The organism is Streptomyces parvus, from assembly GCF_032121415.1.
GTDB lineage: Bacteria > Actinomycetota > Actinomycetes > Streptomycetales > Streptomycetaceae > Streptomyces > Streptomyces globisporus_A.
Genome location: NZ_CP135079.1, coordinates 3,850,831 through 3,861,640 on the forward strand (window position 1 = coordinate 3,850,831; position 10,810 = coordinate 3,861,640).

Annotated in this window: 11 protein-coding genes; 3 read left to right on the forward strand and 8 right to left on the reverse strand. The window is 71.1% G+C overall.

Annotated features, from left to right (window positions below):
- Positions 1 to 38: 38 nt before the first annotated feature.
- Positions 39 to 710, reverse strand: a complete 672-nt coding sequence (locus tag RNL97_RS18360; RefSeq protein ID WP_030591127.1) for a TetR/AcrR family transcriptional regulator — start codon at positions 708 to 710, stop codon at positions 39 to 41.
- 111 nt (positions 711 to 821) lie between these two features.
- Between RNL97_RS18360 and RNL97_RS18365 the strand changes: the two genes are divergently transcribed.
- Positions 822 to 1,778, forward strand: a complete 957-nt coding sequence (locus RNL97_RS18365; protein WP_106978463.1) for an NAD(P)-dependent alcohol dehydrogenase — start codon at positions 822 to 824, stop codon at positions 1,776 to 1,778.
- Between the two features lie 229 nt (positions 1,779 to 2,007).
- On the opposite strand, the gene RNL97_RS18370 is transcribed toward RNL97_RS18365, so the two are convergent.
- The 3 genes from RNL97_RS18370 to RNL97_RS18380 all read right to left on the reverse strand — a co-directional run bounded on the left by RNL97_RS18370 (position 2,008) and on the right by RNL97_RS18380 (position 3,796).
- Positions 2,008 to 2,355 (reverse strand): hypothetical protein, encoded by a 348-nt coding sequence (locus RNL97_RS18370; protein ID WP_243314649.1) that lies wholly within the window; start codon positions 2,353 to 2,355, stop codon positions 2,008 to 2,010.
- 321 nt (positions 2,356 to 2,676) lie between these two features.
- Entirely contained in the window at positions 2,677 to 3,102 is a 426-nt protein-coding gene (locus RNL97_RS18375) for a hypothetical protein (RefSeq protein WP_243314651.1), read from the reverse strand.
- 106 nt (positions 3,103 to 3,208) lie between these two features.
- Positions 3,209 to 3,796, reverse strand: a complete 588-nt coding sequence (locus tag RNL97_RS18380) for a DUF417 family protein (RefSeq protein WP_234313501.1) — start codon at positions 3,794 to 3,796, stop codon at positions 3,209 to 3,211.
- 941 nt (positions 3,797 to 4,737) lie between these two features.
- Here RNL97_RS18380 and RNL97_RS18385 point away from each other — a divergent pair.
- Complete coding sequence (locus RNL97_RS18385) at positions 4,738 to 5,199, forward strand: hypothetical protein (protein WP_158709200.1); 462 nt, start codon at positions 4,738 to 4,740, stop codon at positions 5,197 to 5,199.
- Positions 5,200 to 5,258: 59 nt separating this feature from the next.
- A complete protein-coding gene (locus RNL97_RS18390; protein WP_030593522.1) occupies positions 5,259 to 5,675 on the forward strand; it encodes a hypothetical protein in 417 nt (138 codons plus the stop codon).
- Between the two features lie 77 nt (positions 5,676 to 5,752).
- Here RNL97_RS18390 and RNL97_RS18395 read toward each other — a convergent pair whose 3' ends face one another.
- The 4 genes from RNL97_RS18395 to RNL97_RS18410 form a co-directional block, all read right to left on the reverse strand.
- A complete protein-coding gene (locus RNL97_RS18395) occupies positions 5,753 to 7,183 on the reverse strand; it encodes a GH1 family beta-glucosidase (protein ID WP_030593525.1) in 1,431 nt (476 codons plus the stop codon).
- A 65-nt stretch (positions 7,184 to 7,248) separates the two neighbouring features.
- Positions 7,249 to 8,163, reverse strand: coding sequence for a carbohydrate ABC transporter permease (locus tag RNL97_RS18400; protein WP_030593528.1), 915 nt, complete (start codon positions 8,161 to 8,163; stop codon positions 7,249 to 7,251).
- Positions 8,160 to 9,140 carry a carbohydrate ABC transporter permease gene (locus tag RNL97_RS18405; protein WP_030593531.1) on the reverse strand — a complete coding sequence of 327 codons (981 nt, stop codon included), beginning with the start codon at positions 9,138 to 9,140 and terminating at the stop codon, positions 8,160 to 8,162. The genes RNL97_RS18400 and RNL97_RS18405 overlap by 4 nt, the downstream gene beginning before the upstream one ends.
- 154 nt (positions 9,141 to 9,294) lie before the next feature.
- Positions 9,295 to 10,599 (reverse strand): ABC transporter substrate-binding protein, encoded by a 1,305-nt coding sequence (locus RNL97_RS18410; protein ID WP_030593534.1) that lies wholly within the window; start codon positions 10,597 to 10,599, stop codon positions 9,295 to 9,297.
- Positions 10,600 to 10,810 lie beyond the last annotated feature (211 nt).

Sequence of the window (10,810 nt, forward strand, 5' to 3'; positions counted from 1 at the left end):
TCGCCCGCACCGGACCGAACCCGCCCAGCCCCGAGCTTTCACCCGGCCCCGCCCACCCGGTCCAACTCCAGCCCCACAGGCGGCGGGAGCGGCCCGGTGGCGGGGCCGGCCCGGAACGACTCCAGCAGGTAGCCCACCAGTCGCCGGGACGCCGCGGCGGCTTCCGGGCCCGCCCCGTTCGCCACGCCGTTGTTGGCCAGGAGGGCCAGCACCACGTCCGAGGCGTCGAAGTCCGGGCGCAGCGCTCCCGCCTCCTTCGCCCGCCGGACCAGCAGGGCGAGCCCTTCCTCCGCCCGGTCGCGCTCCCCGGCGTACGCCGTGTCGCCCGGGAAGCGAGCCAGGAACGCGTGCGTGAACCCCCGGTCGGCGGCCTGCATCGCGCACACCTTCCGGAACACCGAGCAGAAGCCGCGCCACGGGTCCGGGTCCTCCAGGGCCTCGTCCAGCGCGCCCGCGCACTCGGTGAGCTGCTCGACGAACGCTTCGGTGATCAGTGAGGTCCGGGTGGGGAAGCGGCGGTAGAGGGTGGCGACGCCGACGCCGGCCCGCCGTGCGATGGCGCTGATCGGTACGTCGATGCCGTGCAGCGCGTACGCCTCCCGGGCGGCCCGCAGGATCCTCTCCCGGTTCTCCCGGGCGTCCGCCCGCAGCGCTCCGGGGCCGGGAACCAAGGTGGCGGACGGTGGGTTGTGAGAGGGCTGATCAGGCATGCCTCTCACTTTAGGGTAAATGGAGGGGGTAATCCGTTTATCCGCCTACCGTGGACGGAGCGGGAGCGGCACTCCGTCCCGTACCGACGCGACAGACAGGGCCCCTCCACCGTGAACGACATGCGCGCCGCGCTCCACGACAGCTACGGGCCGCCCGAGGTCCTCTACGAGGGGCGGGTCCCCGTACCGGTCCGCAAGCCGGGCGAGGTGCTCGTCCGGGTCCACGCGGCGAGCGTCAACGGCGGTGAGCTGTACGGGCGCGCGGGGAAGGTCCGGCTGGTCACCGGCCGCCGCTTCCCGCAGCGGACCGGGCTCGACTTCACCGGTGAGGTCGCCGAGGTGGACGCCTCGGTCCCCGGGCTGCGGGTCGGCGACCGGGTGTGGGGCATTCTGGGACGCTCCTTCGGCAGCGCGGCGGAGTACGTCGCGGTCCGGCCCCGCCAGATCGCGTACGCCCCCGGGAACGTCACCCTGACCGAGGCGGCCTCGCTGCCCGCCGGCGGCACCACGTCCCTCACCGCCCTGCGTGACAAGGCCGGACTGCGGGCGGGCGAACGTCTCCTCGTGCGGGGGGCCTCCGGCGGGGTCGGCAGTGTCGCCGTCCAGCTCGGCAAGGCTTTCGGGGCCCACGTCACCGGCCTGGTGAGCGCGAAGAACGCCGACTTCGTCAGGGAGTTGGGCGCGGACGAGGTGCTCGACCATCGCGCCACGCCGCTGGCGAAACTGGATCGCTACGACGTCATCATGGACACGGTCGGAACCGAACACCGGCTGCTGCGAAACCGGTTGGCGCCCGGAGGCCGTCTGGTCTCCATCGCCTTCGACATCGACCATCCGGTCCGGAGCATCGGCTACCTGCTGGGCTCGGCCGTGCACGGCCGGCAGCGCGTCCGCTTCTTCAGCGGCAACCCGAAGCACGACCTGTTCGCCGAGCTGACCGCGTACGTGGAGCGCGGTGACCTGCGGCCCGTCGTCGACACGGTCCACCCGCTGGCCGGCATCGCCGCCGCGCACCGCGCTCTGGAGGCGGGTGGAGTGCGGGGCAAGCATGTGATCCAGCTGGTGTGACCGTCGTGAGGGGGGATGGCCCTGTCCCTGGAGCGCTTCCGGGCGACGCCCGCCACCCGGCCGAGGGGAGTCGCGCCCGGGCTCACCGATCAGCTTCTGGGCGATCCGGCCCAGCACCCCGAGTTCCTCGGATGTCAGCCGGTCGACGAAGTGCCGCCGTACGGAGGCGGGACGGGTGGCGAGACGCGAGCACATCACGAACTCCAACGTTGTTCCGGCCCGGTGCCCGCTACCGCTCCAGTTCGTACACCCGGCACACATCCGGGTCGCCGAGCTGGGCGAACAGCAGGGGCTTCGCGTCCCCCTCCCCTCTGCCGACCTCCAGCTGTTGGAGTGGTGTACCCGACGACCCGGTAGCGCGGTTCTCGAAGCTCAGGCGGATCAGCCCGGGCTCGCCGGGGTCGTTCACCAGCGACCAGGTTCCCTCCCCGTCGAAGGACGGGGCGTCCTCCGCGAGGATGCCCACGCCGTTCTCGGTGGGCCAGTCGCGCGCGGTGAAGGTGACGGTGGTGCCGCCGATGTTCGTCAGCGTGAGCCGGGATCCGTGGGGGCCCGCGTACGTCCCGTACAGGTCCATCTGGCTGACCTCGTCCAGTGGGGGCGGTCCGCAGAGCGCGGCGTCGGAGCAGCCGGTCGTGAACGAGGTCGAGAACGCCCGACAGCGCCTTCGCCACCTTGTTCGCGGCGGTCAGCTGGCGGGCGATGTCGTCGATCAACGACCAAGCGTGCGGAGCTGCCGCGCCTTCCCAGTACCCCTTGTCGCGGAGTGGCCTGAGGACTTCGTCCATCATTCGCTTCGGCAACTTCTCCGTAGCGGTATGGGAGTCCCGCCACGTATCGGCGAGGGCGTCCAGCACCGAGAGGTCGGTGTCGAGCAGTTCTCGGTAGAAGGCGGGCATCAGCCGTAGGTCCTCAGCACACTGAACTGCTGACCGACGGCCTGGCTCGTCGAGGTGTACGCCTGAGACGAGGCGCGCAGGCTTTCCGCGATCCGGATCAGCCACGTCTCCGCGGCCTTCGACTGGTTCTGCCAGTTCTTCAACGAGGTCCGCAAAGCCGCCGCGCTCTCCCAACCGGCCAGCTCACGCGCTGCCTTCGCGGTCGGCTCGTCCACCGACCGGGCCGGCTTGCGGAAGTCGTCGAATACCTTGTCGGCGACCCCCGCCGCCTTCGTGAGGACCCCCTCCGCGATAGCGAGCCGGGGTCCGAACCCCGGGGGCGGGGTTCCGAGCGGCGGCGGGTCCAGCGGACCGCGCGCGCCAGGCGGCAGCGGTGCGAAGGGCAGTGGTTCGTCGCCGGTTCCGGCGGCCGGTTCCTTGGTCATGCGCGAGGACTCTCCCATCCATCAGGACGCCCCCGTCGGCAGATCCTTCACGCAGGCTAATGGGGTGGAGGAGTCGGTGGTGGCCCCGGGGATGCTTCCAGCGGCGTCAGCCCGCCCCGTCCGGCCTCCGGCGGCCGTTCCCGTGACTCCACTCGTGCGCGGCCACGACCAGGCACACCGCCACCAGGACCACGTTCTTGACGACGTACTGCCCCTCCATGGTCGGGGCGGGGGAGTGGGGCTGCCACATCGCGTCCGGGAGGAGGAAGAGGGTCGAGAACACGCCTCCCATGTGCAGGAAGAACGCGACGAGCGCGGGGCGCAGCATGCGGCGGCCGACGATCAGGCCGATGCCGATGGCTGTTTCGAGCGCCGCGAGGGAGAGCAGCAGCACGGTCTCCGGGACAAGGCCCAGGGTCATCTTCGTGGCCGCGTCGACAGCCAGCTGCTCTGCCGGGCTGGCCGAGGGGAACAGCTTCAGTACGCCGAAGCCGACGAAGACGATGCCGACCGTTGCCCTCAGCAGGGCCAGGGCGTGGATGTCGACGTGGGCGGCCAGCCGGGTCAGGGCGCGACCGAGGGGTGGGGCGGTCGGGCGGGGCCGCTGTGCTGTGGCGATCTCATCCTCCGGAGAGGCGAGCCGAGCTGCTGCGCCGGAGGTGGACGGGCTCGTCGCTGCGGTGCGAATCCTCATGAGCGTTCTCCCGAGAGGTGTCCGTGGGGGTGGGGAAACGTGCATGCGTGGCCCGCGTCGCGTCTCGGCGGGCATTCAGGGGGTGCGGGGGGACGGGGTGTAGGGGGAGGGGAAGCTGGTCTGATCGGCGTCCGCGTCAGGCGTCGGGCGTCAGGCGTCGGGCGCCGACGTCGTGTCGGTGGGGGAGCGGGGCGCGAGGTGCTACGCGTGATCGACGCGTCGTCCGCCCCTCGCGGCTTGGTCTAGACCATCGGATGGAGGTCGGTGGCGCGTCAAGGGGTGTGTGTCGAGCACCGGCCGACGAGAGAGCATTCGCGCCACTTTGCAGCGGGTGGCGTACCGGGGCGCGGCAGCGGTGCACGGATGTGGTCCGTGGACGGCGGCAGCGGCCGTGAGCGCAGGGCACGGCCGAGCTCGCTCCGCGGGCTCCGGGCCGGGTCGGCTCGCCCTTCACCCCTGCTGAGCAGCCCGGCCGCCTCGGCGTCCGCCTCGATGGGCGGTGAGGCGGCCGGGCGCGGTCCTGCGCCGCGCACCCTTCCCGCGCTTCGCGACCGGTGGGCGTGCGCCTGTGGACGGGAGGGGCGGGACGCTCCACCGCACGGCCGGTCGGCGAGCTTCATCCGGCTGGAAGTAGTCCGTCCGAGTCCGTGCTCGTAGGCCAGGATGCCCACCCGGCAGGGCGCAAGGTCGCCGGATCACGTCCCGCCTCATCACGCGGGCCATGTGACGGGCGCTGGTGCGCAACGGTCATGGTCCGGTCACGTGTGCCGGATGGCGCGGTCACGCAGGGCTGTGAGTCTGCTGTGCGTCCCCGCGGTCGATACGGGGGACCGCGGGGCTCCGACCGCACCCGGCGCTGCCCGTGCCGGCCGGCCCCGACCGCGCAACCCCGGCAGGTCTTCTCCTGGCCGGGCCCGGCTACCGAAAGGCACACCATGTTCATGCAGAAGACCGCAGACCGGACGCGGGAGGCGCGGCGGAGCCGGAACACACGGCTCAGCCGGTGTGGGCTCGCGCTGGCGGGTGCGGGGGCCGCTCTGGTCACCCTGGTGTCCGGCACTCCTGCGAGCGCCGCCGGCAACGGCGGTTGCACCAACATCCAGCAGGGACTCGGGCTTCTCTGTGCCCGGTGGGACGGCCAGTCCCCCACCTACTTCGACACGATCCAGGGGTCGTTCCACTCCACGCTCGGCGTCGGCAACCCGCGCATCCACGTGCGCATCCTGGACGCGCAGAACCGGGAGATGTTCAGCCGGGACCGCTCCTGGGGCGGCAACCGGCACGACGAGGAGGCCCGGTTCGACGTCACCGTCCTGATGCCCCGGTCCGCCTCGCGCGTCTGCGCCAGCCTCTACGAAGGAGGCGGCCTCGTCGACACCGCCTGCGCCCCGGTCTACTTCTGAGCCGGCCATCGGCTCGACCCGCCATCCCCGTACGCACCCGAAAAGGGAGAAGCCCCACCATGAGGCATCGCACCGCCGCCGCGGCGGCCACCGGAATCATCCTGGCGTCCCTCGCCGCCGCCCCCGCGTCAGCCGCCCCGGCCGCCGACCGCCAGAGCTGCCAGTCGACCACGCTCTTCGTCAACCACACCCTGTGCGTGACCTTCCAGGGCGACCTGTACAACGCCGACGTCGTGAAGATGGACGTCCGCGCCTCCACCAGCACGGGCATGGGCCACTGGGAGCTGTACGGCCCGCGCGGCACCGTCAAGAACAGCCTGGACGGGGAGTGGAAGAACCGCACCCACGACTGGTCCGGGTGGCAGGACGGTGCGCACGGTGACCTGTGGTGCGCGGTGTTCTGGAAGGACATGGGGGGCGGGAGCGGTTACATCAAGGGCACCCAGCCCCTGTGCGTCACCGCCCGCGGCATCTGACCGCGGCCTCCTCGCCGTCTCCCGGCCCCGGGCCCCGCATGGTGTGCGGAGGACCGGGGCCGGGAGACCGCGCGCCCTCAGCCCTTCAGCAGCCCGCCCCGCCCGATGACCTCCGCGTACCACCGCGCGCTGTCCTTCACCGTCCGCCGCTGGGACGCGAAGTCCACGTGCACGATGCCGAACCGCTTGCTGTAGCCGTACGCCCACTCGAAGTTGTCCAGCAGCGACCACAGGAAGTAGCCGCGTACGTCCGCCCCGTCCCCGATCGCCCGGTGCACCGCGCCCAGATGACCGTCCAGGTACGCCACCCGCTCCGGGTCGTGCACGTCGCCCTCCGGGTCCGCGTAGTCGTCGTACGCCGCCCCGTTCTCCGTCACCAGCACCGGCACGGAGGGGAGTTCGTCGCGCAGGCGGGTCAGCAGTTCGTACAGGCCGTCCGCGTCCACCGGCCAGTCCATCGCCGTGCGCGGGCCCGCCGCCGGGGTGAACGCCACATGCTGCTCCGCGCCCGCCCACGGGGACGGAGACGGGGACGTACCCGCCGACACCACGCTGGGCGAGTAGTAGTTGATGCCCAGCGAGTCGATCGGCGTCGACGTGACCTCCAGGTCGCCGTCCTTCACGAACGACCAGTCCGTCACCGCCGCCGTGTCCGCCACCAGGTCCTCCGGCAGCCGGCCGTGGAACACCGGGTCCAGGAAGATCCGGTTGGCCACCGCGTCGATCCGGCGCACCGCGTCCCGGTCCGCCTCGGTGTCGGACAGGGGGCGCAGGGCGTGGAGGTTCAGGGTGAGGGAGACCTCCGCGCTCTCCGGGAGGCGCTCGCGCAGGATCCTCGCGCCCGCGCCGTGCGCCAGGTTCAGGTGGTGGGCGGCGCGCAGGGCCGCCAGGTCGCTGGTCCGGCCCGGGGCGTGGACCCCGTTGCCGTACCCGAGGAACGCCGCGCACCAGGGCTCGTTCAGCGTCGTCCACGTCGACACCCGGTCGCCCAGCGCCCCCGCCACCAGGCCCGCGTACTCCGCGAACCGGTGCGCCGTGTCCCGCTCCGGCCAGCCGCCCGCGTCCTCCAGCTCCTGAGGCAGGTCCCAGTGGTAGAGCGTCGCCACCGGTCTGATCCCGGCCGCCAGCAGCTCGTCCACCAGGCGGCGGTAGAAGTCCAGGCCGCGCTCCACCGCCGGGCCCCGGCCGGTCGGCTGGACCCGGGGCCAGGAGACGGAGAACCGGTAGTCCGTGACGCCGAGTTCCTTCATCAGGCGCACGTCGTCCGGCATCCGGTGCAGATGGTCGGCGGCGATGTCGCCGGTGTCGCCGTTGCGCACCTTGCCGGGTGTCCGGCTGAAGGTGTCCCAGATGGACGGCGTACGGCCGTCCTCGGCGGCCCCGCCCTCGATCTGGTAGGCGGCGGTGGCCGTGCCCCACCGGAAACCGGTCGGGAAGCGGAGCACCGTACCGGTCTCGGGTCGGGCGCCGGGGGAGGTCGCCGGGCGGGCTTCATCGACAGCGGTCATGAGACGGACACTCCAGAGTGAGGGGAGGAGGGGGGAGGAAAGCGGGCAACGGGAGGGCGCTCGGGTCAGCCCTTCACCGCGCCCTGCATGATGCCGCCGACGATCTGCCGGCCCAGCAGGCCGAAGACCAGCAGCACCGGCAGCGTGCCGAGCAGCGTGCCGGCCATGATCACCGACTGGTCGTTGACGTACCCGCCGCCGAGCTGGCGCAGCGCGACCTGCACGGTCGGCTCCTGCGAGGACAGCGCGATGATCGGCCAGAAGAAGTCGTTCCACGCCGTCATGAAGGTGAGCATCCCGAGGACCGCCATCCCCGGCCGCGCGATCGGGACCACGATCGACCAGAAGATGCGCGCGGTGGACGCGCCGTCCACCCGGGCCGCCTCGATCAGCTCGTCCGGCAGCGACTGCACCAGGTACTGGCGCATGAAGAAGACGCCGAAGGCCGAGACCAGGCCCGGCAGGATCACCGCCTGGAGCTGGTTCACCCACTGGAGTTCGGCGATCAGCATGAAGAGCGGGATCACGCCGAGCTGCGGCGGGATCATCATCGTCCCGACCGTCAGCGTCAGCAGGGCGCCCCGGCCCTTGAACTTCAGCTTGGCGAAGGCGAATCCGGCCAGCGTGCAGCACAGGACCGTGCCGACGGTGATGGAACCCGACACGATCAGCGAGTTCAGCAGCGCCTTGCCGATGTCCGCCTCTTCGAGGACCTGCTCGAAGTTCTTGATCAGATTCGGGCCCGGCAGCAGGCTCGGCGGGACTTTCGCCATGTCCGCGTTGGACCGGCTGGCCGCGACGATCGTCCAGTAGAACGGGAACGCCGAGATCAGCAGCGCGAAGCCGAGGATGAGGTAGGAGAGCCAGCCGCCCTTCATCGTGCGGCCCGCGCCTCCCCGGCCGATGCGCCTGCCCGGCGGCGGGTTCTGCGACGGGCCGCCCTTCTCGGGCGCGGTCGGCGGTGCGGCGAGCGCGGTCATCGGCCGGCCTCCTTGCGTGCGCGGCGGCGCGCGATCAGAGCGTTGGCCCCGACGAGCACCACGATGAGGACGAACATCACCCAGGCGATGGCCGCGGCCCGGCCCAGGTGGAAGAAGCCCCAGCCCTGCTCGTACATGTACAGGCCGAGGGTCTGGTACTGGTGCGAGATACCGCCCGAGATCGACCCCTCGAACAGCAGCGGTTCACCGAAGAGCTGTGTCGCGCCGATCGTCGAGATGATGACGGTGAAGACGATCGTGGGACGCAGGCCGGGCAGGGTGACGTGGACGAACTGGCGCCAGCGTGACGCCCCGTCCATCTCCGCCGCCTCGTACAGCTCGTGCGGGATCGACTGCATGCCCGCCAGATAGATCAGCGCGTTGTAGCCGGTCCACCGCCAGATGACGATCGACGACACCGCGATCTGCGACGCCACCGTGCCGGTCTGCCAGTCCACCGGGTCGAAGCCGACCAGCCCGATCACGTAGTTGATCAGCCCGAAGTCCTTGCCGAAGAGCTGCGCGAAGACGAGCGTGGCCGCGGCCACGGAGGTCGCGTACGGGAGCAGGATCGCGGTCCGGATGAAGGTCCGGCCGCGCAGCTTGTAGTTGAGCAGGTGCGCGAGGCCCAGCGCCATCGCGAGCTGCGGGACCGTGGACAGCACGCCGATCGTGAACGTGTTGCGCAGCGAGGTCCAGAAGTACTCGTCGGTGAACAGCGCCGTGTAGTTGGCGATGCCCCGCCACTCCATCTCGCCGCTCGTCTGGAGCTCGACCCGGTAGAGCGAGACGAACGCGGTGTAGAGGAGCGGGAAGAGGCCGAAGGCCAGGAAGAGCGTGAAGAACGGGGCGATGTAGGCGTAAGGGGAGGCCTTGCGCCAGGTGCGCCGGAGCGCGGCGGCCCGGCCGTCGTCGGGGCCGGGCCCGGTTCCGGCGGGGCTGCGGGGCCCGGCCTTCGCGGTGGCGGTGAGGGACACGGTGCGGCCCTTCGGGATCGGGGGCGGGGAGTCACGGGGGCGGGGCCGGTCCGCCCGCGCTGCGGGGGCGGACCGGCCCGGTGGGGAGCGGGGGCGGAGCGTCCCGGACCGGCCGGTCAGCTCGCCCCCGGGAAGAGGACAGCGCGCGTCGGCGTCAGCCGATCACGTTGTCCACGCCCTTCTTCGCCGTCCCCCACGCCTTGTCCGACGACACACCCTTGCGCTCGACCTCGCTCAGCGCGTTCGTGATCTGCTGCATCACGTTCTGGTCGTGCACACCCAGCACCTGGACCGGGGACTCCTTCGCCGCGTCACCGAAGATCTGGCCGATCGGCGCGCCCGAGAAGTACTCGTCCTCGGCGTCCGCGATCGTCTCGATGGCGCCCGTCGAGGACGGGAAGTTCCCCTGCTTCTGGAAGACCTTCGCCTGCTGCTCGGGGGCGGTCAGCCACTCGATCAGCTTGTACGCCTCCTCCTTGTGCTCGGCCGCACGCGGGATGGAGAGGTACGAGCCGCCCCAGTTGCCCGCGCCGCCGGGCAGCTTGGCGATGTCCCACTTGCCCTGGCCGCCGTCACCGGCCTGGCCCTTGATGTAGCCGAGCATCCAGGCCGGGCAGGGGATGGTGGCGAAGGAACCGGCGGCGAACGCCTGGTTCCACTGCGGGGACCACTGGTCGAGCTTGGCGCTCAGGCCCGCCTCGGCCGCCTCGACGGAGGTGTCCCAGGCTTCCTTGACCGCCGGGTTCTTGTCGTAGATCAGCTCGCCGGAGGCGTCGTAGTAGCGCTCCTTCTCCTGGCCGATCATGATCCCGTAGAGCGATCCGACGCTGTCCAGCCAGGCGCTCTTGGCGGGGGCCTTCTTCTTGTACTCCTTGCCCAGCTCCAGGTAGCCGTCCCACGTGGCCCACCTCGATGCGAGCTCCTCGCGGTCCGTGGGGAGCCCGGCCTCCTTGAAGAGGTCCGTGCGGTAGCACATCGCCTCGGGGCCCACGTCCGTGCCGAGGCCCAGGATCTTGCCGTCCTTGGTGGTCGCCGCCGACCACTTGGCCTCGGCGAACTCGCCCTTGAGCTTGTCGGCCCCGAACTCCTTCAGGTCCTGGAACTTGTCGGACTGCTGCTGGGTGACCGACGCGATACGGCCCACCTCCACGCCCTGCACGTCCGCCAGGCCGCCGCCGCCCGCGAGCCGGGTCTGGAGCGACTTCCAGTAGTCCGCCTCGTCCTGGGTGTCGCTCTGCTTGATCGTGATGTTCGGGTTGAGCTTCTGGTACTCCTCGTACAGGCCGGCCTCCTTGAAGCCGAAGGACCCGAAGAGGTCGACGTTGAGCGTGACCTTCCCGCCCGCGCTGTCGGAGGAGTCCGACGAGTCGCTGGATCCACAGGCGGCGAGGAGGGCCCCGGCGAGGACGACCGCGCCGAGGCGGGCGGTGGCTCTCTTGGCGGCTCGGGCGATGGGCATGGGAAGCCTCCCTTGGCTTCGGGATGAACCGAGCGCCTTGAGAGCGCTCTCAAAACCTGCGTCTGGAGCGTCCCCCACCACCCCCGCCCCGTCAAGACTCGAACGCATAACGGCTTGGGGTTACATGGGACGTCCGTCCAACTGCCGTCCGTGTGCGTTCTCTTGACACTCACGTTTCAGGAGTTTTACGTTCCTTGGCACTTGAGAGCGC

Coding starts and splice junctions, on each gene's coding strand:
- RNL97_RS18360 (WP_030591127.1), bottom strand. CDS start 710: ATGCCTGATCAGCCCTCTCACAACCCACCGTCCGCCACCTTGGTTCCC.
- RNL97_RS18370 (WP_243314649.1), bottom strand. CDS start 2,355: ATGGACCTGTACGGGACGTACGCGGGCCCCCACGGATCCCGGCTCACG.
- RNL97_RS18375 (WP_243314651.1), bottom strand. CDS start 3,102: ATGACCAAGGAACCGGCCGCCGGAACCGGCGACGAACCACTGCCCTTC.
- RNL97_RS18380 (WP_234313501.1), bottom strand. CDS start 3,796: ATGAGGATTCGCACCGCAGCGACGAGCCCGTCCACCTCCGGCGCAGCA.
- RNL97_RS18385 (WP_158709200.1), top strand. CDS start 4,738: ATGCAGAAGACCGCAGACCGGACGCGGGAGGCGCGGCGGAGCCGGAAC.
- RNL97_RS18390 (WP_030593522.1), top strand. CDS start 5,259: ATGAGGCATCGCACCGCCGCCGCGGCGGCCACCGGAATCATCCTGGCG.
- RNL97_RS18395 (WP_030593525.1), bottom strand. CDS start 7,183: ATGACCGCTGTCGATGAAGCCCGCCCGGCGACCTCCCCCGGCGCCCGA.
- RNL97_RS18400 (WP_030593528.1), bottom strand. CDS start 8,163: ATGACCGCGCTCGCCGCACCGCCGACCGCGCCCGAGAAGGGCGGCCCG.
- RNL97_RS18410 (WP_030593534.1), bottom strand. CDS start 10,599: ATGCCCATCGCCCGAGCCGCCAAGAGAGCCACCGCCCGCCTCGGCGCG.